This window comes from Amycolatopsis sp. NPDC004772 (genome assembly GCF_053601215.1).
Genome location: NZ_JBSGBK010000016.1, coordinates 1 through 25,852, shown reverse-complemented (window position 1 = coordinate 25,852; position 25,852 = coordinate 1). Strand labels below are relative to the sequence as shown.

Here is a 25,852-nt window from a genome sequence, read left to right as displayed (position 1 = left end):
CGATGAACCGTGCTCGCCCGGCTGTTGCCGCACCGATCGCCGTCGCCGGACTCGCGCTGGTCGCGGCCTGCGGGACCAACCCGTACGCCACGTCCGGAGCCGTCCAGCCGGTGGTGCTCGGGGCCCAGCAGCAGCCGGCGAGCGCGGTCCCGGCCGGCGCCGCGGCCCAGCTGATATCGTCCACTGTGGATGGTCTGGGCACGGTGCTGGCCGACGCCGAAGGGCACACGCTCTACCGGTACGCGAAGGACTCGGCCGGCCCGTCCCGGGCGACCTGCGCGGGGCAGTGCGCGACGACGTGGCCGCCGCTGATCTCCGAAACCCCGGCGGTGGCCGCCGGGCTCGACGCCAAGCTGGTCGGTCAGGTCACCCGGCCGGACGGCCGCAAGCAGGTGACGGTCGACGGCTGGCCGGTCTACCGGTTCGCGAAGGACACCGGCCCGGGCATCGCGCTCGGCCGTCAGGTCAGCGCGGACTGGGCCCCGATCACCCCGGCGGGCCGCAAGGCCGACCCGGCGACCCTCGAGACGGGTGAGGTCGACGGCCTCGGCCGGGTCCTCACGGACGCGGACGGCCGGACGTTGTACCTGTTCACCAATGACGGTAAGGATTCCGGAAAGTCCACTTGCGACGCGGCCTGCGTCGCGAAGTGGCCGCCGGTCGTGGTGGACGGCCCCATCACGGTCGCGGGCGGCATCGACTCCGGCCTGGTCGGCCGAATCCGCCGAGAGGACGGCACCACACAGCTGACGGTAGGAGGCTGGCCGGCGTACACCCACGCATCGGACGACGGGCCGGGAGCAGCAACCGGCCACGGCGCGGGCGGCACGTGGTACGCATTGGAGCCCAACGGCTGCCGCGCCGACCCGGCCCGGAGGCCGGCGGTGCAGCAGGCGGTCGCAACCTCACCCAGCGGGTACTGACCCGCTCCCCGATCCCCGGCCCGGTGGACACTTCCCTCCACCTCACCCCCCCCGGTTCGCCGGGCCGGTTGTTCCACCCCGAAAACCGCGGGAGGTCCCTCCCGCACCCGAGCCCCGGCCCGGTGGACACTTCCCTCCACCTCACCCCCCAATGTCCGCCGGGCCGGTTGTTCCACCCCGAGAAACCGCGGGAGGTCCCTCCCGCACCCGAGCCCCGGCCCGGTGGACGCTTCCCTCCACCTCACCCCCCAATGTCCGCCGGGCCGGGATACCTCACCACCGATCCGGTCAGCCGGATCAGCGAAGGAGGAAAAGGCGGGAGTCGCTCCCGCCCGCGAGTTCCGGCCCGGTGGACGCTTCCCTCCACCTCACCCCCCGTCCACCGCGCCGGAACCCTTCACGCCACCCCGACCACGCGAGATCCCCCTCCAGTCACGCGAGATCCGCCTCTAATCACGCGAGACCCGGCTTCGATCACGCCAGACTCGTCCCTGAACACGCGACTCCCGTGGCCGAGCACGCGGCTTCCGTCGCAAGCCACGCGAAACCCGCCCCGAAGCTCCGGCCGGTGGCCGCCCCTCGGTCACCGAGCCGGCCCAGCCAGGCCGCCGGGGGCCGACCGGCCCGCGGAGCCTTGGCCCAACTCGTGGAGTTCGACCCAGCCCGGCCAGGCTGGCCCCGGCCGCGAACCGCGGCCCCACGAACCGCGGCCCCATGAACCGCGGGCCCCGCGAACCCCGGCCCCACGAACCGCGGCCCCACGAACCGCGGCCCCACGAACCGCGGCCCCACGAATCGCGGCCCCACGAACCCCGGCCCCGGGGGATGCTTCCCTCCACCTCACCCCCCTCATCCCCCGGACCGGTTAACGCTGCGGTCCCCGTGCTCCGGCACGGGGACCGCGGCCCAGAAGTCCAGCGGCACCCGCCCCACCCCGCGCCCCGCCGGGTCGAGCAAGCGCCCCATCAGTTTCACGCTTCGCAGCGTCACCGCCCGGTCCGCGATCTCCAGCCACGGCAGCTTCGCCGCCAGGCGAGCCTCAACCGCTACGACGTCGTGTGACGATGGCAGCCACAGCACCAGCATCAGGTTCGCCGCCCCCGTCAACGCCGCGCACATGCGGACCTCCGGCACCATCGCCAGCGAACGGGCCGTCGTCTCCAGCTTGTCCGGCGGCACCCTCAGCCACAGCGTCACCGTGACCGGCGCCGGTGACACCGAGCGCGCGATCTCGCACCTCACCCGGATCGCGCCGCGGCCGAGCAAACCGTCCAGACGTCGGCGCACCGTCGTCGCCCCGACGCCCAGCACGCCCGCCAGCGCCGCCGCCGAGGCTCGGGGGTCCGCTCCCAGCGCCAAGATCAGCGCCCGGTCCGCCGCGTCGAAACGCAGCGGGGCGCGCTGGCGAGCCGGCTTCGGCGACAGCGCCTCGCGCTGACCCGGCGAGATCGCCCGGACGCGCCAGCGGCTGCCCTCGGTGAACATGCGCGGGGACAACGTCGTCCGCAGCCGCGTCACGCCGGGGACTGCCAACGTCGCCACGTGCGCCCCCAGCTCCCGCAACGACGGCGTCACCACGTGGACGAGCAGGTCGCACGGCCCCGCCACGTGTTCCACCGTGGCCACGTGGACGTCCGAGGCCAGTGCTTCGGCGACGTCCAGCGCCGCTCCGGGCTCGCAGTCGATCGCCACGAAAGCCAGCACCAGCTGCGAAATCAGCTCCCCGCCGGCGTACGCGGTGAGCCAGGCGTCGCCGCGCTCCACCAGCGCGTCCCAGCGGCGGGCCACGGTCACCGCGCCGAGTCCCAGCGCGTCGCCGAGGGTCGACCACGACGCCCGCGGCGCCGCCTGGAGCGCGTCGGCCAGTTTGAGGTCCTGCTCGGCCAGCATGGCGGATTCTTCGCTCATCAGCCCTCGGAACGGTGGTTTCGGCCATTTTCCCCGGCCATTGTGCTCGACTCTCGCATGATCGGCGGATGACCCTGCGCTCCGATGCCGCCGCCATGCTCGACGACCTGCAGGTCCTGCGCCGCGAGCTGCACCGCGTCCCCGAGATCGGCCTCCACCTCCCGCGCACCCAGGAACGGGTCCTCGCTGCCCTCGACGGCCTGCCGCTCGAAATCACGCTCGGCAAGAACCTGTCGTCGATCACCGCGGTCCTGCGCGGCGGCAGCCCGGGCGGCACCGTCCTCCTGCGCGGCGACATGGACGCGCTCCCGGTCACCGAAGCCAGCGGCGAGGAGTTCAGCTCGACCCTCGACGGCGCCATGCACGCCTGCGGCCACGACCTCCACACCGCCGGCCTGGTCGGCGCGGCCCGCCTGCTCGCCGCCCGCAAGGACGACCTCCCCGGCGACGTCGTCTTCATGTTCCAGCCCGGCGAAGAGGGCTGGGACGGCGCCGGTCACATGATCGACGAAGGCGTCCTGACGGCGTCCGGCAAGCACGTCGACGCCGCGTACGGCCTGCACGTCTCGGCCGCAAGCTACGCCAAGGGCCACTTCGTCGCCCGCCCCGGCACGCTGATGGCGGCGTCGGGCGCGCTCGAAGTCCGGGTGAAGGGCGACGGCGGCCACGGCTCGTCGCCGCACGACGCCCGCGACCCGATCCCGGCCGCCTGCGAGATGGTGACCGCCCTGCAGACGATGGTCACCCGCACCTTCGACGTCTTCGACCCGGTCGTCATCACCGTCGGCTCGTTCCACGCCGGCACCCGGCGCAACATCATCCCGGACGACGCCGTGTTCGAAGCGACACTCCGGTCGTTCTCCCCGGTGGTCGCCGCGAAGGTGGGGGAGCGCGCGGTGCAGGTCTGCCGCGGCATCGCCCAGGCGCACGGCCTCGACATCGACGTCACCTACGAACCGGAGTACCCCGCGACGGTCAACGACGCCGCCGCCTACGCCTTCGTCGCCGACACGATCCGCGACGTCTTCGGCGAGGAGCGCTTCACCGAGATGGCCGATCCGATCACCGGTTCGGAGGACTTCTCCCGGGTCCTGGAACGGGTTCCGGGCGCGTACCTCTTCCTCGGCGCCTGCCCCACGGACCCCGCGACCGCCCCGGACAACCATTCGCCGCGCGCCCGGTTCGACGATCAGGTGCTCGGCGACGGCGCCGCGCTGCTGGCCGAACTCGCCGTCCGTCGCCTCGGGCTCCTGGCGGGGTGACGCGCGTGCGCAGCTGCCATCGGCCCCGCGCGGGTGTCCACAGTGGAGCGAAAGACCGCGGCCGCCGTCAGTTCCGGGGCAACCACGGCACGGTTGTGGTCGCGAGTACTCTTGCCCTCGTGGAGGCGGCGTGACGCGGACGGTGTTCACCGGCGGCTCGGTCTTCGACGGCACCGGCGCGGATCCGGCTCCGGCCGACGTCGTCGTCGAGCACGGCCGGATCGTCGACGTCGGGACCGACCTCGACGGCGACGAGGGCGTCGACTGCACCGGTACGGTGCTGCTGCCGGGGCTCTTCGACTGCCACGTGCACGTCACGATCTCCGACATCGGGCTGCTGTCGCGGGTGCAGAAGCCGTTCTCCTACCAGTTCTACGAAGCCGCGCGGAACCTGTGGGCCACGCTGGGCCTGGGCATCACGACGGTCCGCGACGCGGCGGGCGCGGACCTCGGCATCAAGCAGGCGGTGGACGACGGCCTGATCCCGGGCCCGCGGCTGCAGATCTCCATCGGCCTGATCAGCCCGACCGGCGGCCACGGCGACGCGTGGCACCCGTCGGGGCTGTGCGTCCCGCTGATGGTCCCGCACCCGGGCCGCCCGGACACGACGGTCGACGGGCCCGACGAGATGCGCCGGGTGGCCCGGACGCTGCTGCGCGCGGGCGCCGACGTGCTCAAGGTGTGCACGACCGGCGGCGTGCTGTCCCCGCGCGACGACCCGCGGCACGCCCAGTTCACCCCGGAGGAACTGGACGTCCTGGTCACGGAGGCGGCGATGCAGGGCCGTCCGGTGATGGCCCACGCCCAGGGCGCGGCGGGTATCAAGAACGCGGTCCGCGCGGGCGCGCGCTCGATCGAGCACGGCATCTACCTGGACGACGAAGCGATCGAGCTGATGCTGGGCCACGGAACCTGGCTGGTCCCGACGCTGATCGCCCCGGTCAACGTGGTCCGCGCGGCCGACGCGGGCGTCGACCTCCCGCCGGCGGTGGTGGCGAAGGCGCGCGAAGTGGTGGAGGCACACCGGGATTCGGTCCGCCGCGCGTATGCGGCGGGCGTCCGGATCGCGATGGGCACGGACAGCGGAGTCGGCCCGCACGGGACGAACCTCGAGGAACTGGCCCTGATGGCGGCGTGCGGCATGACGCCGGGGGACGTCCTGGAGGCAACGACGTCCTCGGCGGCGCGGCTGATGGGCCTGGACGGGGAACTGGGCCGGCTGGAGCCGGGCCTGCGGGCGGACGTCGTGGTGGTGGGGGAAAACCCGTACGACTTCCCGGCGCTGGCGTCGAACATCCGGGAGGTCTGGAAGGACGGCATCCGAGTCGTCTGACGCCGTGTCGTCCGTCCGGGTACGCGTGCCGCCCGTCAGGACTCCGGGTTCAGCAGGTCCTTCAACGCGGCCGCGAACTTCACCGGGTTTCGCTGCGGGGCCAGGTGGGAGCCCGGGGTCTCGACGAACGGCAACCCGAGCTCCAGAGCCAGGATCTTCGCCGGCTGGTAGTGGTACCGGCCCCGGCTGCCCTCTCCTGCCACCGGGAAGATCTCCGTGGTCGCCTTCCGCAGGGCCCTCAGGTCCGGCAGGTAGTCGAAGAACTCCGTCAGTTCGCGGTCGAACAACCGGATCCAGTCGGCTTCGTGCGGCAGGCGGAGGTTCGGCAGGTTGGGCAGCGCCGCGCCCGCGATGGCGTCCGCGAACCGGGTCACCGCCGCCATCAGTTCGCCCGAGCGGGCCAGGCGGACCTGCTCGGCCGCCGCTTCGAGCCAGCCGCCGGCGTCCGGCATCAGGTGGACCGCCGGGGGTTCGTGCGCCACCAGCGTTGTCACGCGGTCCGGGTGGCGGGCGACCAGGTCGAGGCCGATCAGGGCGCCCGCGCTCGAACCGAACACCTGGGCCGGGCCGTCGGCCGCGTGGTCGAGGACCGCCAAGGCGTCGTCCGCCTGCAGGGAAACCGGGACCGGGCCCGTGGTCGTGTCCGTGCTGCCGAAGTGGCCTCGGCGGTCGTAGGTGATCACGGTGTAGTCCGCGTACAGCTGCTTCGCCAGCGCGCGGTAGGCGTCGCCCGATCCGGTGCCGCCCGCGATCAGCAGCAGTGCCGGGCCCTCGCCGCCGCGGCGGACGAGGAGCTCGCCGTCCTCCACCGGGCAACGGCTTTCCGAGATCATGCCTCGAAGTGAAGCACAAGCCGTTCACCCGACGGCGTGGTGGTCGGGGCCCTAGAGCCGTTCGATGATCGACGCCGTCGCCAGTGCGCCGCCCGCGCACATCGTCACCAGCGCCGTCGCGGCGTCCCGGCGCTCCAGCTCGTGCAACGCCGTCGTCAGCAGCCGGGCGCCCGTACTGCCCACGGGGTGGCCCAAGGCGATCGCGCCGCCGTTGACGTTGACCCGGGACGGGTCCGGCGAAACCACCTGCTGCCACGACAACGCGACCGACGCGAACGCTTCGTTGACCTCGAACAGGTCCACGTCACCCACCGTCATCCCGGCCCGGGCGAGCACGCGTTCCGTCGCGCGGATCGGGCCGTCCAGGTGGTAGTACGGCTCGGCGCCGACCAACGCCTGCGCGACGATCCGGGCCCGCGGACGCAGGCCCAGTGCCGCCGCGCGGTCCGCGTCCAGCAGGAGCAGGGCCGCCGCGCCGTCGGAGATCTGGGAGGACGTTCCCGCCGTGTGGACGCCGTCCTCGACCACCGGCTTGAGCCGGGCCAGGCCTTCGACCGTCGTCTCGCGCAGGCCCTGGTCTCGCGTGACGAGGTGGGTCTCGCCGGTCGGTGCGCCGTCGGCCGAGAGGACCGGGGCCTTCACCGGCACCACCTCGCGGTCGAAGTGGCCCGCCGCCCACGCGGCCGCCGCCTTCTGCTGGGACGCCGCCCCGAACCGGTCGACGTCCTCGCGCGTCAGCCCGCGGCGGACCGCGATCCGCTCGGCCGCGCCGTACTGGTTGGGCAGGTCGATCGACCACGACGACGGCCGTGGTGAGGCGCCGGCGCGGTTCGTGCCCAGCGGCACGCGGCTCATCGCCTCGACCCCGCACGCGACACCGGCGTCGATGGCGTCCGCGGCGATCAGGCCCGCGATCAGATGGGTCGCCTGCTGCGCCGAGCCGCACTGGGCGTCGATCGTCGTCGCGCCCGCCGTCTCGGGCAGGCCCGCGTGCAGCCACGCGGTGCGCGTGACGTTGTTCGACTGCTCACCGGCCTGCGTGACGCAGCCGCCGATGAGCTGCTCGACGAGTGCCGGGTCGATCCCGGCGCGGTCCAGCAGGGCGAGCTGCGCGGCACCCAGCAGCTCGGCCGCGTGCAGGCCGGCCAGCAGCCCGTTCCGCTTGCCGATCGGGGTCCGCACGGCTTCGACGATGACCGGCACGCCCATGTCGTCCCTTTCGTCGGGAAACACTGTTCACTGACCCAAAAACTAGAACAAGTTATCGTTTTCTGCAAGTCTGCGCAGGCGCGGCCGCTTCTTGATCTTGCCGGAGTGAGCGCACGCTCACCTGGCATCCCCGGTTGAGTAAACGGGTTTCACTTGCGGTCTTCCGTTGGTTAACGCCGTATGCTTCAATCCAACCTAGAACGTGTTCCAAGCCGAACCGTGGGAGGCAACGTGGCCGCTCCGCTCATCCCCGCCGGGTTCGACTTCACCGATCCGGATCTCTTGGCGGAGCGACTCCCCGTCGCCGAGTTCGCCGAGCTCCGGCGCACCGCCCCGGTGTGGTGGAACCCCCAGAAGCACAACACCGCCGGCTACCGCGACGACGGCTACTGGGTCGTCTCGCGCCACGCGGACGTCAAGGAGGTCTCGCGCGACAGCACGCTGTACTCGTCGCGGGAGAAAACCGCCATCATCCGCTTCGACGAGAACATGACCGAGGACAACCTCGAGGCGAACCGCCTGGTGCTGCTCAACCAGGACGCCCCGCAGCACACGAAGCTGCGGCGGATCGTCTCGAAGGGCTTCACCCCGCGATCCATCTCGAAGCTCGAGGACACCTTGCGCGAGCGCGCCGAGCGAATCGTGCACGAGGCGCGGAAGAAGGGGTCGGGCGACTTCGTCACCGACGTCGCGTGCGAGCTGCCGCTGCAGGCGATCGCCGAGCTGATCGGCATCCCGCAGGAAGACCGGCTCAAGATCTTCGACTGGTCGAACCAGATGGTCGCCTACGACGACCCCGAGTACGAGGTCGCGCCGCTGGAGGCGTCCGCCCAGCTCGTCGGGTACGCCTGGAACATGGCCGAGGAGCGGCGCAAGTGCCCGATGGACGACATCGCCACCAAGCTCATCCAGGCCGACGTCGACGGTGAATCGCTCGGCTCCGACGAGTTCGGGTTCTTCGTCATCCTGCTCGCCGTCGCCGGCAACGAGACGACGCGCAACGCCATCACCCACGGCATGAAGGCGTTCCTGGACCACCGGGACCAGTGGGAGCTGTTCAAGGAAGAGCGGCCCAAGACCGCGCCCGACGAGATCGTCCGCTGGGCCACCCCGATCGTCGCCTTCCAGCGCACCGCCACCCGCGACACCGAGCTCGGCGGTGCGCAGATCCGCAAGGGCGACCGGGTCGGGATGTTCTACAGCTCGGCCAACTTCGACCACGAGGTCTTCGACGACCCGGAGAAGTTCGACATCCTCCGCGAGGACAACCCGCACGTCGGCTTCGGCGGCACGGGATCGCACTACTGCATCGGCGCGAACCTGGCCCGGCTGGAGATCGACCTGATCTTCAACGCCATCGCCGACGTGATGCCGGAGATCGCCGAGGCGGCACCCCCGGTGCGGCTGCGGTCGAGCTGGATCAACGGCATCAAGCACTACCCGGTGAAGTACGCCTGAGGAACCCGTCGACGCGGTCCCAGGTGAGCTCCGCCGCGGCCGCGTCGTACTCGGGGCCGCCGGCGTCGGTGTAGAAGTGGCCGATGCCCGGGTAGGTGTACACCCGGGCATCGGCACCCGACCGGGCCGCGGCTTCGCGCCAGGCGGCGACCTGCGCCGGCGGCGCGATCGGGTCGGGGTCGGCGACGTGGACCTGCACCGGCAGGCCCACGCGCACCCCGCCCGGCAGCGCACCCAACGCGTGCAGCAGCAGGACCGCTGCCGCACCGGGCCGGTGCGGCAGCACGGTCTGGACCACGCCCGCTCCCATCGACACGCCCACGAGCACGGTCTCCGGCGGCAGTTCCCGCACGGCATCGCGGGCACGCCCGGCGATCGTCTCCCAGCCGACCTCGTCCTTCACCGCGAAGCCCTCTTCGAGGGTCGAGGCCGTCCGCCCGGCGTAGAGGTCGGGAGTGGTGACCTGGTGGCCCGCCGCCCGCAACCGGTCGGCGAAGCCGAGCTCGACCGGCCGCAGTCCCAACACTGAGTGGAACACCACGATGTCGCTCACCCGGCGATTCTGCCAGGGGATGCCATGATGGGCGGATGGCCCCGCGAGCGACTGTGGACGTCGAGTTCGCCATCCGCGTCACCGAACCCGGGCCCGCGGCGATCTCGGTCTCCGCGGCGCACGCCGACACCGAAGAGCTCACCGTGTCCTGGCACGGGGAGAGCCGGCCCGTCGAGTTCGAGCACGGCGCCCGGGCCGAGGTCTTCGACCTGCCCGCCGGCGAGCACCGCATCACCTACCACGCCGAACGCGTGCTGAGCGACCCCGAACCCGAGCCCGTCACGCTCGCCGACGTCGCCGTGTTCACCCGGCCGAGCCGGTACTGCCCGTCCGACCGCGTCGCCGGGCTCGTGCCGCCGGAACTCGGCAAGCTCGAGAACCCGCGCCGGCAGGTCGAAGCCGTCGTCCGGCACGTCCACGACCGACTGTCCTATGTGGTCGGTGCCAGCCGGCCCACCGACGACGCCGTCGACACCCTGCTGGCCGGCGAGGGTGTCTGCCGCGACTTCGCGCACGTCTGCATCACCCTGTGCCGGTTCCTCGACATCCCCGCGCGGTACGTCGGCGTCTACGCGCCCGGGCTCGCGCCGATGGACTTCCACGCCGTCTTCGAAGCCGCCGTCGACGGGCACTGGTACGTCTTCGACGCCACCCGGCTCGCGCCGCGGCAGACCATGCTGCGGATCTCCACCGGCCGCGACGCCGCCGACACGGCGTTCCTCGCCACGCTCGGCGGCGAACTCGACTTCCTCGGCAGCACGGTCTTCGCCACGACCGACGCCGCGCTGCCGGTCGACGACGGGTCCGGGCTGGTCGTTCTCGGCTGACCCGCGTGTTGCCTGCGCAAAGACGGCCCCGGCTGGGTAGACAGTCTTCGTGAAGAGTTCCCCGAAGGCGCCGAGCCCCTGGGCCCGGGCGCGCGTCCGGTACCGGTGGCTGGACCACATCGCCCGCGCGACCAACCGCTACATCGACGCCGGCGGCTACCACTACGTCGCCTCGATCACCTACTTCAGCCTGCTGTCGCTGGTGCCGCTGCTGATGGTCGCCTCGTCGGTCGCCGGGTTCGTGCTGGCCACCCAGCCGCACCTGCTCGACACGCTGGTGCACGCGATCGTGTCCACGCTGCCCGGCGGGCTCGGCGACAAGGCCACCGAACTGCTCACCGGCTTCGTCGAGCAGCGGACCAGCGTCGGCGTGGTCGGTCTCGCCATCGGCCTCTACTCCGGCTGGAACTGGATGAACGCGCTGCGGGACTCGCTGACGGCGCTGTGGGGGCAGAACCGGTCGGACCAGTCGCTGCTGCGGCTGATCCTCGTCGACCTGCTCGCGCTGCTCGGCCTGAGCGCGGCGCTGCTCGTGTCGTTCCTGCTGACCATCTCCGGCACCGCGCTCGGCAGCTACCTGCTCCGGCTGGCCGGCCTCGACGACACGAGCTGGGGGCACCAGCTCGTCTCGGCGTCCTCGGTGCCGCTGTCGCTGGCCGCCGACTGGCTGGTGTTCCTCTGGGTGCTCACCCGGCTGCCGCGGCAGAAGGTCGGCGTGCGCAGCGCGGTCCGCGGCGCGGTCGCGCTGGCCCTCGGGTTCGAGGCGCTGAAGCTGGCCGGCGGGTTCTACCTCCGGCTCATCGGCGACTCGCCGACCGGCATCGCGTTCGGCTCGATCATCGGTCTGATCTTCTTCATCTCGCTGGTGGCCCGCCTGCTGGTGTACGTCACGGCGTGGACGGCGACCGGCTCGGACGCGCCCCCGAAGCCGGTCCAGCCGCCGGCGCCGGTGGTGCTGAAGCCGGTGGTCGTGGTGGACCCGCCGATGGCCGTGCCCGCCACGATCGGCGTGGTGACCGGCGTCCTCGGCACCCTGCTCGCCCTCCGCCTCCGCCGCTCCCGCCGCTAGCGCCCCAATGTGGCGTTCGGTGCGTTGGACGCACCCAATGTGGCGTTCGGTGCGTTGAGCGCAACCAACGCCACATTGGGGCGCTGTCAGGCGGGCTTTTCGGAACCGACCAGCCACATCGAGAAGTACTGGGAGCCGCCGCCGTAGGCGTGGCCGAGCGCGCGGCGGGCGCCGTCCACCTGGTAGTCCCCGGCCCGGCCCATGACCTGCTTCGCCGCTTCGGAGAACCGGAGCATGCCGGACGCGCCGATCGGGTTGGACGACAGCACGCCGCCCGACGGGTTGCACGGCAGGCGGCCGCCGATCGCCGTTTCGCCCTTCTCGGTGACCTTCCAGCCCTCGCCTTCGGGCGCGAAACCCAGGTTCTCCAGCCACATCGGCTCGAACCACGAGAACGGTACGTAGATCTCGGCGACGTCCACTTCGGACATCGGGTCGGTGATCCCCGCCTCGGCCCACAGCGCGGCCGCGGCCTCGCGCCCGGCCCGGGGGTTCACCTGGTCGCGGCCGGCGAACGTGGTCGGCTCGGTGCGCATCGCCGTCGCGTGCACCCAGGCGGCACCGCCGGGAACGGCGTCCCCGGCGGCCTCGTCGCCGAGCACCATCGCGCACGCGCCGTCGGACGAGGGGCACGTCTCGTCGTAGCGGATCGGGTCCCACAGCATCTGCGACGCCCGCACCGACTCGACGGTGATGTCCGGCTGCCGCAGGTGCGCGTACGGGTTGAGGGCGCCGTTGCGCCGGTCCTTCGCCGCGACGATCGCCCCGACGTGCTCGGGAGCCCCCGACCGGCGGATGTAGGACCGCACGTGCGGCGCGAAGTAGCCGCCCGCCCCGGCCCCGACCGGCATCTGGAACGGCGGCAGGATCGACAGGCCCCACATCGCGTTCGACTCGGACTGCTTCTCGTACGCCACTGTGAGCACGCGCCGGTGCACGCCCGACTGGATGAGCGACGCGGCCACCAGCGCCGTCGAGCCGCCCACCGACCCGGCGGTGTGCACGCGCAGCAACGGCTTCCCGGTCGCGCCCAGGGAATCGGCGAGGAACAGCTCGGGCATCATGACGCCCTCGAACAGGTCCGGCGCCTTGCCGAGCACGACGGCGTCGATGTCGGCCCACTCCACCTGGGCGTCGGTCATCGCGCGGTCGATCGCCTCGCGCAGCAGGCCCGGCATCGAGACGTCCTGCCGCTTGGCGCGGTGGTGCGTCTGGCCGGTGCCGAGCACGGCGGTGAGCTGCTTGGTCATCGGGCCTCCAGCACGGTCACCAGGTTCTGTTGCAGGGCCGGCCCGCTCGTCGCGTGCGCCACGGCCTTGCGGGATTCGCCGCGGTGGATCCGGACCGCCGCTTCGCCGATCCGGGCGAGCCCGGCGGAGAACATCGGGTTCGCGGCCAGCGCCCCGCCGGAGGGGTTGAGCTTCACGCCGTCGCCGAGCCCGAGCGCGGACCGCAGGATGAGCTCCTGGTGCGTGAAGGGCGCGTGCAGCTCGGCGAGGTCGACGCCGTCGAGGTCCAGCGCCCGCGCCGCCGCCTCGGTGGACGGTGAACGCGTCAGGTCGCGGGCACCGAGCACGGGGGAGTCGACGCGGTGCTCGATGCCGGCGATCACGGCCGGACGTTCGACGATGTCCCGGGCCCGTTCCACAGTGGACAGCACGATCACGGCGGCGCCGTCGGTGATCGGGGCGATGTCGTGCCTGCGCAACGGATCGGCGTAGTACGGCGTGTCGAGCAGTTCCGCCACGTCCTTGCCGGTCCCGCGCGCGGCGACCTCGGCCAGGTCCTTTTCGGACCAGAGCCCGGCCTCCAAGCCCAGCCGCGCCTGGATCCCGGCGATCGACACCGAATCCGGCCACAGCGGCGTGACGACGTACGGGTCGAGCTGCAGGGCGAGCACCCGGCGCAGCTGCCCGGCGCTGGACTTGCCGAAGCCGTAGACGAGCGCGGTCTCGACCTCGCCCATCTTGATCTTCAGCCAGGCCTCGTACAGCGCCCAGGCGGCGTCCATTTCGACGTGCGACTCGTGGATCGGCGGGAACGCGCCGATCGCGTCGACGGCGGCGATGAACGAGAACGCGCGGCCGGCCAGGTAGTCCGACGAGCCGGAGCACCAGAACCCGATGTCCTGTTTGGACAGACCGGTCTGCGCGAAGACCTCGGCGAAGATCGGGACGAGCATCTCGACACCGTTGGTGGTACCGGGCGTTTCGCGGACGTTCGGGGCCTTCGCGAAGCCCGCGATCGCGACGTCTGGCATCAGGACCTCACAGGTGGTGGGCGAAGGTTTCGTAAGCCGCGTCCGGCTCACCGGTCGGCTCGAAGTGGCTGATGTTCTCCAGCGACGTCCACCACTCGTCGCGCGGCTTCCACGCCGCGCGCACGCGCATGCCCATGCGGACGTCTTCGGCGGCGCAGCCGAGCACGAGGTGCAGGAAGGCGATGTCGGCCCCGTCGAGCAAGATGTACGCGGCGACGTACGGCGGCTTGAGCCGCTGGCCGAGGAACGGGACGTTGACGATGCAGAACGTGGTGACGATGCCGGTGTCGGGGAGTTCGACCTCTTCGGTGGTCGGCACGCCGTCGGTCGGGCAGGCCCCGCGCGGCGGGATGTAGACCTTGCCGCAGGCGGGGCAGCGCTGGCCGATCATCTTCCCCTCGGCGAGCCCGCGCAGGTAGGTGCTCTCCTCGGGGGAGGCCGAGTGCATGTACTTGAGGTGCACCGGCGTGATGACGACGCTGATCGGCGCGCCTTCTTCGCGCTCGGCCACCGGGGGAGCGGGCTCGGTGGGCGTGGTGTCCTCGGCGTCGGCCGGCAGGAAGTAGGCGATGTCCCGGATGTGCCCGACGGTCTCCTCGGCCCAGCGCACGCGCACCCGCTGTCCACTGTGGATCTTGTCGGGCGAACCGGCGTCGACGGCGTGCAGCATCGGGGTGTCGGCGCCGTCGAGCTTGACGAGCGCCCAGGCGAACGGCCGGCTCAGCGGCTGCCCGTCGAGCGGCTCGGGGCACCACGACCAGGAGACGACGGTGGCCTCTTCGCCGACGGGGACGAACTCGCCGAGCTGTTCGGCGGTCACGGGGTCGTACTCGAGGGGCGGGACGTGCACCCGCCCGTCACTGCCCCGGATGCCTTCGATGCGGCGGTCGCGCAGCGCGGTGACGAACCGGCCGAGCACGGGCCCGGTGGAGCGCGTGTAGTCGAAGCCGACGTTCAGCGGTGCCGCAAGCGGTGTCTCGGTCACGTCCTTGAGTGAAACACGTTCTCGTTCTGCCGACAAGGTTCCTCCGCGGGCCGGTTCAATACAAGTGGAACGCGTTCTATGTCAGCGGCCGGTGAAGTCCGGCTTCCGCTTCTCCGAGAACGCCCGCGGCCCCTCCTTGGCGTCCTCGGAAGCGAACACCTCGATGCCGTACTGCGAGTCCAGCTTGAAGGCCTCTTCCTCGTGCAGCCCCTCGGTGTCGCGGATCGTCCGGAGGATGGCCCGCACGGCCAGCGGCCCGTTGGCGTTGACCAGCGCCGCCAGCTCCAGGGCCTTGGTCAGCGCGGAGCCGTCCGCCACCACGTGACCGATCAAGCCGATCGCCAGCGCCTCGGAAGCGGACAGATGACGTCCGGTCAGCAGGATGTCCGCCGCCACCGTGTACGGGATCTGCCGCGGCAGCCGCACCGCCGACCCGCCCATCGGGAACAGCCCCCAGCGTGCCTCCGACACCCCGAAGCGCGCCGACTCGCCCGCCACGCGGATGTCGGTGCCCTGGAGGATCTCGGTCCCGCCCGCGATTGCCGGCCCCTCGACCGCCGCGATCAGGGGTTTCGTCAGCCGCCGCCCCTTCAGGAGCCCGGGGATGCGCGCAGGGTCGAACTTGCCCGAAGCGAACGACTCCGACGGCGAGTTGCGGGACATCGACTTCAGGTCCGCGCCCGCGCAGAACGCGCCGCCCGCGCCGGTGAGGATGCAGCTGCGGATCGAGTCGTCCGCATCGACCCGGTCCCAGGCCTCGACCATGATCGCCATCATTTCGCCGGTGATCGCGTTGCGCGCTTCGGGCCGGTTCATCGTGACGACGAGGGTCTGGCCCTCCTGCGACACCAGCGCGTGCGGTTCACCCACGGAAGACCTCCTGAAGGAGCAGTGCCATTGCCCGGAACGATAACATGTTCTACTTTGAGGGCGTGGCACTCAACATCGCGGATCTTCTGGAGCACGCCGTCGACGCCGTGCCGGAGCGCGTCGCGGTCGTGTGCGGCGACCGGCAAGTCACCTTCGCCGAACTGGAGGCGCGGGCCAACCGGCTCGCCCACCACCTCGCTGCGCACGGCGTGGGACACGGGTCCCACATCGGGGTCTATTCCCGCAACTCGATCGAGGCCTTGGAGGCGATGATCGCGGCGTACAAGCTGCGCGCGATCGCCGTCAACGTCAACTACCGCTACGTGCACGGCGAACTCGTCTACCTCTTCAACGACGCCGAGATCGTGGCCCTGGTGCACGAACGCAGCTACGCCGACAAGGTCGCCGCGGTGCTGCCGGAGGCGCCGAAACTGAAACACGTTGTCGTGATCGACGACGGCAGCGGCGGCGACTACGAGAGCTACGGCGGTGTCGACTACGAAGCCGCCCTCGCCGCGCAGAGCCCCGAACGCGACTTCGGCGAGCGCAGCAACGACGACCTCTACATCCTCTACACCGGCGGCACCACGGGCTACCCGAAGGGCGTCCTCTGGCGGCAGGAGGACGTCTGGCGCGCGCTCGGCGGCGGGATCAACTTCGTCACCGGCGAGTACATCCCCGACGAGTGGACGCTCGCCGAGCAGGGCAAGGCCGGGAGCCTGACCCGGCTGCCCGCCGCGCCGCTGATCCACGGCGCCGCGCAGTGGGCCGCGTTCGGCGCGCTGTTCACCGGCAGCCCGGTGGTCTTCGTGCCGCGCTTCGACGCCCACGAGATCTGGACGGCCGTGCAGGAGCACAAGGTCCAGGTCCTCACGATCGTCGGCGACGCGATGGCGCGCCCGCTCATCGAGGCCTTCCGCGAGGGCGACTACGACGCTTCCTCGATCGTCGCCGTGTCGAGCCACGCCGCGCTGTTCTCGCAGTCGGTGAAGCAGGAGTTCGTCGAACTGGTGCCGAACGCCGTGATCACCGACGCCATCGGCTCGTCGGAGAGCGGCTTCACCGGGATCGGCATGGTGGCCAAGGGGTCCGACCACAGCGCCGGCCCGCGGGTGACCTTCGGCCAGGACGCCATCCTGCTCGACGACGACGGCCACGTCGTCGAGAAGAAGCCCGGCGCGGTCGGGCTGATCGGCCGCCGCGGGCACGTCCCGCTCGGCTACTACGGCGACCCCGAGAAGAGCAAGAAGATCTTCGTCGAGGTCGACGGCGTCCGGTACGTCGTCCCGGGCGACTACGCCCGCTACGAGGAGGACGGCACCGTCACGCTGCTCGGCCGCGGCTCCCAGTGCGTCAACACCGGCGGCGAAAAGGTCTACCCCGAAGAGGTCGAAGGGGCGCTCAAGTCCCACCCGGACGTCTTCGACGCGCTCGTCATCGGCGTCCCGGACGAGCGGCTCGGCCAGCGCGTCGCCGCCGTCATCCAGCTCCGGGACGGCGCCGAAGGCGACCTCGCCGCGATCGAAGAGCACGCCCGCGGGCAGATCGCCGGCTACAAGGTGCCGCGCACGGTGTGGCTCACCGACGAGATCGGCCGCTCGCCCAGCGGCAAGCCGGACTACCCGTGGGCCCAGCGCTACGCCGCCGAGCACGAACCGGCCGCGGCCCAGCCCGTCTGAGGAGGACACCAGAAGTGCGGACACCCCTGTGCGACCGGCTCGGCATCGACCTGCCGATCATCGGGTTCACCCCGTCGGAGCACGTCGCCGCGGCGCTCAGCCGCGCCGGCGGGCTCGGCGTGCTCGGCTGCGTGCGGTTCAACGACGCCGCCGAGCTCGACCGGGTGCTCACCTGGATGGACGAGAACACCGGCGGGAAACCGTACGGCGTCGACATCGTCATGCCGGCGAAGGTGCCCGCCGAGGGCACGCAGGTCGATCTGGCGAAGCTCATCCCGGACGGCCACCGCGCGTTCGTCGACCGCGTCCTGAAGGAGCTTTCGGTGCCGCCCCTGCCGGACGACACCGACGAGCGCGCCGGGGTGCTCGGCTGGCTGCACTCGGTCGCCCGGTCGCACGTCGAGGTCGCGCTGAACCACCCGATCAAGCTGATCGCCAACGCGCTCGGCTCGCCGCCGGTGGACGTGATCGCCCAGTGCCACGACAAGGGCGTCCCGGTCGCGGCGCTCGCCGGGAAGGCCGAGCACGCGGTGCGGCACGTCGAAAACGGCGTCGACTTCGTGGTGGCGCAGGGTTACGAAGCCGGCGGGCACACCGGCGAAATCGCGTCCATGGTGCTGGTGCCGGAGATCGTCGACGCGGTCGACGTGCCGGTGCTCGCCGCGGGCGGGATCGGTTCCGGCCGCCAGATGGCCGCGGCGCTCGCGCTCGGCGCCTCCGGCGTCTGGATGGGCTCGATGTGGCTGGCCACCGAGGAGTACCTGCAGACGATGGCCGAGTCGGTGGCGATGCAGCAGGCGCTCGTCGCGGCGACGTCGTCGGACACCGTGCGGACGCGGATCTACACGGGCAAGCCGGCCCGGCTGCTCAAGACCCGCTGGACCGAGGCGTGGGCGGCGCCGGACGCGCCCGAGCCGTTGCCGATGCCGCTGCAGAACCTGCTGGTTTCCCCGGCCCACAACCGGATCCACGCGGCGAACGACCCGAGCGTGGTGTCCATGCCGGTCGGGCAGATCGTCGGCCGGATGAACCGGGTGCGGCCGGTCGCCGACGTCGTCGCGGAGCTGGTGAACGGTTACGAGGAAGCGTTGTCCCGCTTGGACAAGACGCGCTGAACCACGAAGGAAGGGCCTCCGCCGCGGCAGGGGCCCTTCCTTTCGTGCGGAAGCGGTTACAGCGTGGCGGCGGCCGCGGCGATCTTCGACGCGAACGTGCTCACCTCGGTGTAGACGCCGGGGGCGTGCGCCCGGGCGCAGCCGTCACCCCAGGAGACGATGCCGACCTGGATCCAGGCGCCGGCGTTGTCGCGGCGGAACATCGGGCCGCCGGAGTCGCCCTGGCAGGTGTCGACACCGCCGGAGGCGAGGTTGCCCGCGCAGATCTCGGCGCTCGGGATGAGGTCGGGGTAGCTGCCGCCCTGGGCGCGGCAGGTGGCGTCGTCGACGAACGGGACGGTCGCCTTGAGCAGGTACCGCTGCTGCGCGCCGCCTTCGCGGGCCGCGCCCCAGCCGGCCACGGTGAACGTGCCGGTGTTGTACGCAGTGGTGGTCGCGATCGGCATGGTGGACAGGCCGCTCACCGGGCTGGCCAGCTTGATCAGTGCCCAGTCACCGCCGGTCGAGGTGCCGTAGGTGGGGGACTGGTAGACGTAGGTCGAGCGGATCTTCTGCGCGCTGGTGCTCTGCAGGTCCACGACGCCGACGGTCGCCGTGATCGAGGTGTTGGCGCCGGTCCGGCTGACGCAGTGCGCCGCGGTCAGGACGATCTGCTTGGTGTAGAGCGCTCCGCCGCAGCCCATGGAAAGGCGGACCATGAACGGGAATTCGCCCTGGGTGGCCCGCGTCCCGCCGACGACGTTCGTGGACGGCGGCTGGGCGGCGGTGGCGATCGCCGGGGTGGCGAACGACGCGGCGGCGGCGACCGCGGCGAGGGCGGTGGTGGCGTTTCTGAGCAGGGTGAACCAGCGCTTGGGGGCCAAGGGGATCAGTCCTTCCAGTGTCCACAGTGGAAGCCATTGCCGAAAGCGGCCTCCCGACTACACCAGGTGCGCGCAGATCGGGACAACCGACTTTCTTCGGATCTTTCGGGCGGTTGGGTGATTTCTCACCGGCGGATCCGACGAACGCCGTAGGCCAGACCGCCCAGCAACAACGCGGCGCACCCGGCCAGCACCGACGGCAGGGGGAGGCTGAAGGCGAGCACCACGCACCCGGCCAGCCCGAGGACGGCTCGCGCCTTGCCCGGCAGCGTGAGCGCGGCCGCGTTGGCGATCGCGTAGTACGTCAGCACGGCGAAGGACGAGAAGCCGATCGCGGCGCGCAGGTCGATCGACGCGGCGAGGACGGCGACGACGAGCCCGACGGCGAGCTCCGCGCGGTGCGGCACCCGGTAGCGCGGGTGGACGGCGGCGAGGAACCGGGGGAGGTGGCCGTCGCGGCTCATCGCCAGCGTCGTGCGCGAGACGCCGAGGATGAGCGCGAGCAGCGAACCGAGGGCCGCGACGGCCGCGCCGGCCCGGACGACCGGGGCGAGCCACCCCGGGACGGCCGCGGCGACCGGGTCCGGGCTCGCGGCGAGCGCGGCCGGGCCGAGCCGGACGAGCAGCAGCACCGCCAGCGCGGCGTAGACGACGAGGGTGATGCCGAGGGCGAGCGGGATGGCCCGGGGGATGGTGCGGGCCGGGTCGCGGACCTCCTCGCCGAGCGTGGCGAGGCGCGCGTACCCGGCGAAGGCGAAGAAGAGCAGCCCGGCCGCTTCGAGCACGCCCCCGCCACCCGGCCAGGCGACGAGCGGGCCGCCGCTCGACGGCCCGGCGGCCATCGCCACGGCCGCGGCGGTGAGCACGAGCAGGGTGCACGAGACGATCACCCGGGTGGCGAGGGCCGACCGGTGCACGCCGAAGTAGTTCACGGCGGTGAGCGCGGCGACCACCGCGACGGCCAGGAGGCTCCGCCACGGCTGCCCGAGCCCCGGTGCGGCGTAGGCGACGACGGTCAGCGTCATCGCGGCACAGCTGGCCGTCTTCCCGGTGACGAATCCCCAGCCGGCCAGGTAGCCCCAGAATTCACCGAGCCTTTCCCGGCCGTAAACGTAGGTGCCGCCGGATTCCGGGTGAATCGCGGCCAATCGCGCCGAAGACGTCGCATTGCAGTAAGCGACGACGGCCGCGAGGACCAATGCGATGAGCAATCCGGCCCCGGCCGCGCGCGCAGCCGGGGCGAACGCGGCGAACACGCCGGCCCCGATCATCGAGCCCAGGCCCAGGAAAACGGCGTCGGCCAGGCCGAGCCGCCGGTCGAGCGAAGTCGGGGGCATCCGGGTGATCCTCCAGCGGTCGGCCGTGTTGCGTGCCACAGCGAACCACGGCGCACCGGAAACCGAATAGGGTCGATTCCGTGCCCGCCCCTTCGCGCCATTCCCGCCTGTCCGCCGACGGCCCCGTCCTCGACGGGATTCCCGAACACGGCCGTGTCCCGCGCTACTACGCGGTGAAGGTCGAACTGCTGGCGGTGATCGCGGAACTCGGCGAAGGCGCGGTGCTGCCCACGGAACGGGAATTGTGCGAACGGTTCGAAGTGTCGAGGGCGACCGTACGGCAAGCGGTCGCGGAGCTGGTGCTCGAGGGCAGGCTCAGCCGCCGCCAGGGCAGCGGCACCTACATCGCCGGCCCGAAGCTCGTCCAGCCGCTGGCCCTGGTGAGCTACACGGAGGGGCTGCGGCGCCAGGGCATCCGGCCGGGCCGCACGGTGATCACCCTGGAGCGGCGCCCGGCGGGCAGCGCGCTGGCCGCCGACCTGCAGGTGACATCGGACGCCGAAGTGTTCCACCTCGAGCGCGTCCTGCTGGCCGACGAGGAGCGCGTCGGGCTGGAGTCGACATATCTCCTCGCGGCGCGGTTCCCGGACCTGCTCGACGTGTTCGACCCGGAGCAGTCGCTGTACGCGTGCCTGACCGGCAAGCTCGGCGTCGTGTTCGACGGTGCGGAGGAGCGGGTCGAGACGGTGCTGGCCACCCCGCGCGAGGCGTTGCTGATCGGGACGAACCCGGCGCTGCCGATGCTGCTGACCCACCGTGTCTCGTGGGGCCCGGACGGCGTCCCGTTCGAGCGGGTCCGGTCCCTCTACCGCGGCGACCGGCTGAGCTTCACCACCCGGCTGGGCCGGGCGGCTCATCGGTGAGCCGATGCAACCTCGCGGGGGTCCGCTCCGTCTGGCGGGTATGCGTACCACGGTGAAACTGCTGGGTGCGGGCCTGCTGCTGCTCACGGCGACGGCCTGTGCCGCGAATTCCGGCGCCGGCGCCCCGGCGGGCACCGGCGCGGCGCCCGAGACGCCCTCGACGTCGGTGAGCGTGCCCGGGACGGTGACACCCACGCTCGGCCCGCCGCCGTCCCAGACGGTCGGGCGGCCGACGCAGGGCATCGCCCCGGGTGACGACGTCGTCGGCGAGACGCAGGTCGACGCCCGCTCGCTGCCCGAGGGCTACCCGCGCAGCCTCACCCGCAGCCTCGACGGCCGGACCCTGATCCTGCAGGCCGAGGAGGGCGGCTGCCGCCGCATCTCGGCGCGCGTCGGCGAGCAGACCGCGCAGCAGGTGGTCGTGCTGGTCGCCGTGACGTCGGCGCCCAAGGGCCAGCTGTGCCCGGACTACATCAAGGAGATCAAGGTCCCCCTCGCCCTCGCGGAGCCGCTGGGGACGCGCACGGTCGTCCTCCGCCAGGGCTGACCACCACGAACGCTGGGAGGGCCGCCCCGGGATGCCCGGGAGGCCCTCCCAGACCATTTCCGGTGCAACCCCGCGGCACCCCCGTTCCGTCTTGGGGGCATGAGGTACTCAGCGAAGGTGGCCGGGACAGGCGCGCTCCTGCTGATGGTGACGGCCTGCGCCGGCCAGAACATCCCCGCCAGCCCGCCCGCGGCACCCACCGGCAGCGTGTCGACGCCGGCGTCGCCGTCTGCGTCGCCGAGTGAATCGGCGCTGCCGGCCCCGCCCGAGCCCAACCCGCCCGGCAAGCCCCGGCTGACCGTGCCCGAGGGCAGCACCCCGGTGCCGGCCGGTCAGATCGACGCGACCGCGCTGCCGGCCGGGTTCCCGCGCGAGGTGTGGACGGCCAACGGCGGCACCGTGCTCAACATCCGCGCCCAGGAGGGCGGCTGCGGGCACGCGCTCGGCGAGGCGGGCGAACAGGCGGGCGACCACGTCGTCGTCACCCTGAGCGAGACGAAGGCGCAGACCAATCAGATGTGCACGATGGACATCCGGTACCCGGTCATTTCGGTCACCCTGGCCGCGCCGCTGGACCAGCGCAAGGTCGTGCTGAAGAGCACGTCGCCGAAGTAGCGGCTCCCACCCCGGCCCCCGGAGACCGTCTCCGGGGGCCGCGTGCTGTCCGCAGTGGACGATCGCCGCCCGGTGGTCCGGACCACGACCTGCGCGTGGTCCGCTCACCGTCGAAGTTGTCGAAAATTGTCGGGGCTTCCGCTGAACCGCCGCCGGGACCGGGCCGTGTCCGGATTGAGGTGGCGATCAGAGAGGAGGGGCCCATGCCCCGGTTGAGCAGTGGCCGGCACCGCAAGAAGGCGACCATCGGATTGGCCGCTTTGCTGGGTGTTTCCGGTATCACCGCGACCGCCATCGCGCTGAGCAGTCCCGCGGGCAACGCGGCCGAAGCGCCCAAGGAGAACTGCGGGGGACTCGACACCGCCCTGCAGAACAACCTGAACTTCATCGCGGGCCAGCAGGCGAACCCGGACGCGCAGTCGGCCGCGCGGATCGCCAACCGCCAGGCGGTGGTGGACCTGATCCAGCAGCGGCGGCAAGTTGCGGGCTGCACGGCGAACGTGGCGGCGAACAACGGCCAGGCCGGAGCGGGCAACGGCCAGGCGGCGCCGGGCAACTCCGGCAACGCGCCGGGCAAGGCCCAGGCGCCCGGGCAGCGGCAGAAGCCGGCGCAACCGGCCGCGGGCGACGGTGGCGCGGTCGGCCAGGTCGTGTGCCCCGGTTCGACCGTGACGCTCTCGGGCGAGGGCGGCGCACCGGCCGCGTCGAGCAACCAGTTCCCGGCCGGGACGAAGCTCAAGGTGACCAATTTGGACAATTCGAAGTCCACGACGGTCGAGGTGACGTCGGTGTCGGGCAGCTGCACGCTGCTCAACAACGCGGCCTTCGAAGAAGTCCGGGAACCGGGGAAGTTCCTCATCCGGCGCGCGCGGATCGAGCGCGTCGGCTGAGCGCACGGAAAAGGGGACACCGGCGGCGGGCCGGTGTCCCCTTTCCCGCGTCCTAGCGGAAGCTGATCTGCAGCACCGGATCGCCGGTGCTGGCGAAGAAGTCGTTGCCCTTGTCGTCGATGACGATGAAGGCGGGGAAGTCCTCGACCTCGATCTTCCACACGGCTTCCATGCCGAGCTCGGCGTACTCGAGGACGTCGACCTTCTTGATGCAGTCCTGCGCGAGCCGCGCGGCCGGGCCGCCGATGGAGCCGAGGTAGAACCCGCCGTGCGTCCGGCAGGCGTTCGTCACCTGCTTCGAGCGGTTGCCCTTGGCCAGCATGACGAGCGAGCCGCCGGCGGCCTGGAACTGCTCGACGTAGGAGTCCATCCGCCCGGCCGTGGTGGGCCCGAACGACCCGGAGGCGTACCCCTCGGGCGTCTTCGCCGGGCCGGCGTAGTAGACGGGGTGGTTCTTGAGGTAGTCCGGCATCTCCTCGCCGGCGTCGAGGCGCTCGGCGATCTTGGCGTGCGCGATGTCCCGCGCGACGACCAGCGGCCCGGTGAGCGAAAGCCGCGTCTTGACCGGCAGCTGCGAGAGCTGCGCCCGGATCTCGGCCATCGGCCGGTTCAGGTCGACGGCCACGACGTCGTCGGAGAGGTCTTCCTCGGTGATGTCGGGCAGGAACTGTGCCGGGTCGCGCTCGAGCTGCTCGATGAACACGCCGTCGGCGGTGATCTTGGCCTTGGCCTGCCGGTCGGCGGAGCAGGAGACGGCGATGCCGACCGGGCAGCTCGCGCCGTGCCGGGGCAGCCGGATGACGCGGACGTCGTGGCAGAAGTACTTCCCGCCGAACTGCGCACCGATGCCGAACTGCCGGGTCATTTCGAGGACCTGCTGCTCGAGGCCGGTGTCGCGGAAGGCGTGCCCGAGTTCGGAGCCTTCCTGCGGCAGGTTGTCGAGGTAGCGCGCGGAGGCGAGCTTCGCGACCTTGAGGTTGAACTCGGCCGACATCCCGCCGACGACGATGGCGAGGTGGTAGGGCGGGCAGGCGGCGGTGCCGAGGCTGCGCAGCTTCTCGTCGAGGAAGCGCGCGAGCCGCTTCGGGTTCAGGACGGCCTTGGTTTCCTGGTAGAGGAACGTCTTGTTGGCGCTGCCGCCGCCCTTGGCCATGAAGAGGAACTCGTAGGTCGGGTCCCCGTCCTTGTGGTAGAGCTCGATCTGCGCGGGCAGGTTGGTGCCGGTGTTGCGCTCGTCCCAGAAGCTGACCGGGGCCATCTGCGAGTACCGCAGGTTCAGCTGCTGGTAGGCGTCGAAGATGCCCTGCGAGAGGGCCCGCTCGTCGTCCCCGCCGGTGAGGACGCCCTCGCCGCGCTTGCCGATGACGATGGCGGTCCCGGTGTCCTGGCACATGGGGAGCACGCCCCCGGCCGAGATGGCGGCGTTGCGCAGCAGGTCCATGGCGACGAACCGGTCGTTGCCGCTCGCTTCGGGGTCGTCGACGATGGCCCGCAGCTGCTGCAGGTGTGACGTGCGCAACAGGTGCTGGATGTCGGTGATGGCGGTGCGCGCGAGCGTGGTGAGCGCTTCCGGGGCGATCTTCAGGAAAGTGCGCCCGGCGGCTTCGACGGTCTCGACGCCCTCGTCGGTGACCAACCGGTATTCGGTGGTGGTGTCCTTGCCCAGCGGGAGGACTTCGGTGTGCTGAAACGTGGTGGACGGCACTGCCAGGCTCCTTTGCCAGCTCCGGGATCGGTCCACCCTACGGGGGCTCTTCTTCTACCGGACAGAAGCACCCGGTCACTGTGGGCCACCCCACGCGTCCGTTGGTCTGGTACAGAGGCCCACCACCCCGACGCCCGATTGTGACTACGGCCGGCGGTACCGCGTCAAGGCGGGAAAGATGCCTTGACCCGGCGCCGCCGGCCGTGTTCTGGCTTCGGATCGGGGTTGCGGGGAGGGCTGGGTGGTGCCCGTGGGGCTTTGGCGTGCCCGTCCCGTCAGGTGCGCGCGTGTCGTCCGGCCAGGTACGTGTGTCGTCCGTCGGGGGTGCGCGTGTCGTCCCGCTGGGTGCGCGTGTGTCCGGCTGGGGAAGTGGTCGGGAGGCCGGGTCCACCCCGACGGACCCGACCTCCCGGGGAAAGCTCCCGGGTGCGTGCACACCCAGTTGCGAGGCCTGCGCGAGCACTTCGAGGCTGTCGTGACGCAGGTCATAAGTCAACGCCGCCGAACGGGTGCTGGCGGAGGGTTGCTACCCCGGCCGATCACGGGTGAAACCCGGTTTTCGTGGAAAATTCTCCACTCGCGCCGAATGCCTGGTCAGCGGGTTGCGGAAACGAAAGAGGGGCGGGCGCCCAAGGCGCCCCCCCCCCCGGGGGGCGGAGAACGGGGGGGGGGGGCGGGGCGGGGGGGGGGGGGGCGGGGGGGGGCGGGGGGGGGCCCCCCCCCCCGGCCCGCAGCGCGGTGTTGTTCG

23 protein-coding genes are annotated in these 25,852 nt (G+C 71.8%); 12 read left to right on the top strand and 11 right to left on the bottom strand.

What is annotated here, in order from left to right; translation table 11 throughout:
* Positions 1-2: 2 nt before the first annotated feature.
* Positions 3-923: a hypothetical protein gene (locus ACWEF6_RS13045; protein WP_449683106.1), complete on the top strand. Its 921-nt coding sequence runs from the start codon at positions 3-5 to the stop codon at positions 921-923.
* A gap of 849 nt (positions 924-1,772) precedes the next feature.
* Here the strand turns inward: ACWEF6_RS13045 and ACWEF6_RS13040 are convergent.
* Positions 1,773-2,831 carry an Lrp/AsnC family transcriptional regulator gene (locus ACWEF6_RS13040; RefSeq protein WP_449683105.1) on the bottom strand — a complete coding sequence of 353 codons (1,059 nt, stop codon included), beginning with the start codon at positions 2,829-2,831 and terminating at the stop codon, positions 1,773-1,775.
* A 68-nt stretch (positions 2,832-2,899) separates the two neighbouring features.
* Between ACWEF6_RS13040 and ACWEF6_RS13035 the strand changes: the two genes are divergently transcribed.
* Both ACWEF6_RS13035 and ACWEF6_RS13030 read left to right on the top strand, forming a co-directional pair.
* Positions 2,900-4,093, top strand: a complete 1,194-nt coding sequence (locus ACWEF6_RS13035; protein ID WP_449683104.1) for a M20 metallopeptidase family protein — start codon at positions 2,900-2,902, stop codon at positions 4,091-4,093.
* 130 nt (positions 4,094-4,223) lie between these two features.
* The gene (locus ACWEF6_RS13030; protein ID WP_449683103.1) at positions 4,224-5,426 is read left to right on the top strand and encodes an amidohydrolase family protein; all 1,203 of its coding nucleotides are present in this window, start codon (positions 4,224-4,226) and stop codon (positions 5,424-5,426) included.
* 35 nt (positions 5,427-5,461) lie between these two features.
* On the opposite strand, the gene ACWEF6_RS13025 is transcribed toward ACWEF6_RS13030, so the two are convergent.
* Both ACWEF6_RS13025 and ACWEF6_RS13020 read right to left on the bottom strand, forming a co-directional pair.
* The gene (locus tag ACWEF6_RS13025) at positions 5,462-6,259 is read right to left on the bottom strand and encodes an alpha/beta fold hydrolase (RefSeq protein ID WP_449683102.1); all 798 of its coding nucleotides are present in this window, start codon (positions 6,257-6,259) and stop codon (positions 5,462-5,464) included.
* A gap of 51 nt (positions 6,260-6,310) precedes the next feature.
* The gene (locus tag ACWEF6_RS13020; protein ID WP_449683101.1) at positions 6,311-7,468 is read right to left on the bottom strand and encodes a steroid 3-ketoacyl-CoA thiolase; all 1,158 of its coding nucleotides are present in this window, start codon (positions 7,466-7,468) and stop codon (positions 6,311-6,313) included.
* Between the two features lie 231 nt (positions 7,469-7,699).
* Here ACWEF6_RS13020 and ACWEF6_RS13015 point away from each other — a divergent pair, with 231 nt between their 5' ends.
* Positions 7,700-8,926 (top strand): cytochrome P450, encoded by a 1,227-nt coding sequence (locus tag ACWEF6_RS13015; protein WP_449683100.1) that lies wholly within the window; start codon positions 7,700-7,702, stop codon positions 8,924-8,926.
* On the opposite strand, the gene ACWEF6_RS13010 is transcribed toward ACWEF6_RS13015, so the two are convergent.
* Entirely contained in the window at positions 8,898-9,479 is a 582-nt protein-coding gene (locus tag ACWEF6_RS13010) for a dienelactone hydrolase family protein (protein ID WP_449683099.1), read from the bottom strand. The genes ACWEF6_RS13015 and ACWEF6_RS13010 overlap by 29 nt on opposite strands.
* Positions 9,480-9,514: 35 nt before the next feature.
* Between ACWEF6_RS13010 and ACWEF6_RS13005 the strand changes: the two genes are divergently transcribed.
* Positions 9,515-10,306: a transglutaminase-like domain-containing protein gene (locus ACWEF6_RS13005; RefSeq protein WP_449683098.1), complete on the top strand. Its 792-nt coding sequence runs from the start codon at positions 9,515-9,517 to the stop codon at positions 10,304-10,306.
* Between the two features lie 49 nt (positions 10,307-10,355).
* Complete coding sequence (locus ACWEF6_RS13000) at positions 10,356-11,375, top strand: YhjD/YihY/BrkB family envelope integrity protein (protein WP_449683097.1); 1,020 nt, start codon at positions 10,356-10,358, stop codon at positions 11,373-11,375.
* Positions 11,376-11,461: 86 nt separating this feature from the next.
* Here the strand turns inward: ACWEF6_RS13000 and ACWEF6_RS12995 are convergent, their stop codons facing one another.
* From ACWEF6_RS12995 to ACWEF6_RS12980, 4 genes are all read right to left on the bottom strand, one after another.
* Positions 11,462-12,625 (bottom strand): thiolase domain-containing protein, encoded by a 1,164-nt coding sequence (locus tag ACWEF6_RS12995; protein WP_449683096.1) that lies wholly within the window; start codon positions 12,623-12,625, stop codon positions 11,462-11,464.
* Positions 12,622-13,635, bottom strand: a complete 1,014-nt coding sequence (locus ACWEF6_RS12990) for a thiolase domain-containing protein (RefSeq protein ID WP_449683095.1) — start codon at positions 13,633-13,635, stop codon at positions 12,622-12,624. Before ACWEF6_RS12990 ends, ACWEF6_RS12995 begins: the two co-directional genes overlap by 4 nt.
* A 7-nt stretch (positions 13,636-13,642) precedes the next feature.
* Positions 13,643-14,620 carry a Zn-ribbon domain-containing OB-fold protein gene (locus tag ACWEF6_RS12985; protein ID WP_449683094.1) on the bottom strand — a complete coding sequence of 326 codons (978 nt, stop codon included), beginning with the start codon at positions 14,618-14,620 and terminating at the stop codon, positions 13,643-13,645.
* A gap of 81 nt (positions 14,621-14,701) precedes the next feature.
* Positions 14,702-15,490 carry a crotonase/enoyl-CoA hydratase family protein gene (locus ACWEF6_RS12980; protein ID WP_449683093.1) on the bottom strand — a complete coding sequence of 263 codons (789 nt, stop codon included), beginning with the start codon at positions 15,488-15,490 and terminating at the stop codon, positions 14,702-14,704.
* A 62-nt stretch (positions 15,491-15,552) separates the two neighbouring features.
* On the opposite strand from ACWEF6_RS12980, the gene ACWEF6_RS12975 reads away from it, so the two are divergent.
* Both ACWEF6_RS12975 and ACWEF6_RS12970 read left to right on the top strand, forming a co-directional pair.
* Positions 15,553-17,169, top strand: coding sequence for an acyl-CoA synthetase (locus tag ACWEF6_RS12975; RefSeq protein ID WP_449683092.1), 1,617 nt, complete (start codon positions 15,553-15,555; stop codon positions 17,167-17,169).
* 14 nt (positions 17,170-17,183) lie between these two features.
* Positions 17,184-18,284 (top strand): NAD(P)H-dependent flavin oxidoreductase, encoded by a 1,101-nt coding sequence (locus tag ACWEF6_RS12970; protein WP_449683091.1) that lies wholly within the window; start codon positions 17,184-17,186, stop codon positions 18,282-18,284.
* 56 nt (positions 18,285-18,340) lie between these two features.
* Here ACWEF6_RS12970 and ACWEF6_RS12965 read toward each other — a convergent pair whose 3' ends face one another.
* Both ACWEF6_RS12965 and ACWEF6_RS12960 read right to left on the bottom strand, forming a co-directional pair.
* Positions 18,341-19,147 carry a S1 family peptidase gene (locus ACWEF6_RS12965; RefSeq protein WP_449683090.1) on the bottom strand — a complete coding sequence of 269 codons (807 nt, stop codon included), beginning with the start codon at positions 19,145-19,147 and terminating at the stop codon, positions 18,341-18,343.
* A 125-nt stretch (positions 19,148-19,272) separates the two neighbouring features.
* Positions 19,273-20,484, bottom strand: coding sequence for an APC family permease (locus ACWEF6_RS12960; protein WP_449683089.1), 1,212 nt, complete (start codon positions 20,482-20,484; stop codon positions 19,273-19,275).
* A gap of 80 nt (positions 20,485-20,564) precedes the next feature.
* On the opposite strand from ACWEF6_RS12960, the gene ACWEF6_RS12955 reads away from it, so the two are divergent.
* The 4 genes from ACWEF6_RS12955 to ACWEF6_RS12940 all read left to right on the top strand — a co-directional run bounded on the left by ACWEF6_RS12955 (position 20,565) and on the right by ACWEF6_RS12940 (position 23,399).
* Positions 20,565-21,347, top strand: coding sequence for a GntR family transcriptional regulator (locus ACWEF6_RS12955; protein WP_310974850.1), 783 nt, complete (start codon positions 20,565-20,567; stop codon positions 21,345-21,347).
* A 40-nt stretch (positions 21,348-21,387) separates the two neighbouring features.
* Complete coding sequence (locus ACWEF6_RS12950) at positions 21,388-21,894, top strand: hypothetical protein (protein WP_449683088.1); 507 nt, start codon at positions 21,388-21,390, stop codon at positions 21,892-21,894.
* A gap of 99 nt (positions 21,895-21,993) precedes the next feature.
* Positions 21,994-22,509, top strand: a complete 516-nt coding sequence (locus ACWEF6_RS12945; protein WP_449683087.1) for a hypothetical protein — start codon at positions 21,994-21,996, stop codon at positions 22,507-22,509.
* Positions 22,510-22,712: 203 nt separating this feature from the next.
* On the top strand, positions 22,713-23,399 hold the full coding sequence (locus ACWEF6_RS12940; RefSeq protein ID WP_449683086.1) for a hypothetical protein: 687 nt from the start codon (positions 22,713-22,715) through the stop codon (positions 23,397-23,399).
* A gap of 52 nt (positions 23,400-23,451) precedes the next feature.
* Here ACWEF6_RS12940 and ACWEF6_RS12935 read toward each other — a convergent pair whose 3' ends face one another.
* The gene (locus ACWEF6_RS12935) at positions 23,452-25,104 is read right to left on the bottom strand and encodes a fumarate hydratase (RefSeq protein ID WP_449683085.1); all 1,653 of its coding nucleotides are present in this window, start codon (positions 25,102-25,104) and stop codon (positions 23,452-23,454) included.
* Positions 25,105-25,852 lie beyond the last annotated feature (748 nt).